The organism is Methylocella tundrae (assembly GCF_901905185.1).
GTDB classification, from domain to species: domain Bacteria; phylum Pseudomonadota; class Alphaproteobacteria; order Rhizobiales; family Beijerinckiaceae; genus Methylocapsa; species Methylocapsa tundrae.
Genome location: NZ_CABFMQ020000047.1, coordinates 1 through 394, shown reverse-complemented (window position 1 = coordinate 394; position 394 = coordinate 1). Strand labels below are relative to the sequence as shown.

Here is a 394-nt window from a genome sequence, read left to right as displayed (position 1 = left end):
CCTTCGTGCGCCAGTGGCGCGAGCGCCAGCCCGGCTGGCGCATCGAGGTCTGCTTCATCGAATTCGCGCCGCCCGGCCTGCACGACGGCCTGCTGCTGGCCGCCAAGGGCAGCTCCCGCGTGCTGGTGCTGCCGCTCATCCTGAACGCGGCCGGCCATGTGAAGATGGAGATCCCTGAAGCCATCGAGCATGCGCGCGCGCACTGCCCGGGCGTCGAATTCCTCTACGGCCCGCACCTCACGGCCTGCGAGCCCATCCTGGCGATCCTGCAGCGCCAGCTGCGCCGCTGCATGCAGAAGCTCGACATGCCCGACCCCACCACCACCGGCGTGGTGCTGCTGGGCCGGGGCTCGTCCGACCGCCAGGCCAACGGCGACGTCGCCAAGATGGCGCG

General features: G+C 71.3%; 1 protein-coding gene. It reads left to right on the top strand.

The window, feature by feature from the left end; all coding sequences use genetic code 11:
• The coding region (locus MPC4_RS05320) for a sirohydrochlorin chelatase (protein WP_280514738.1) at positions 1 to 394 on the top strand (394 nt) is incomplete at both ends.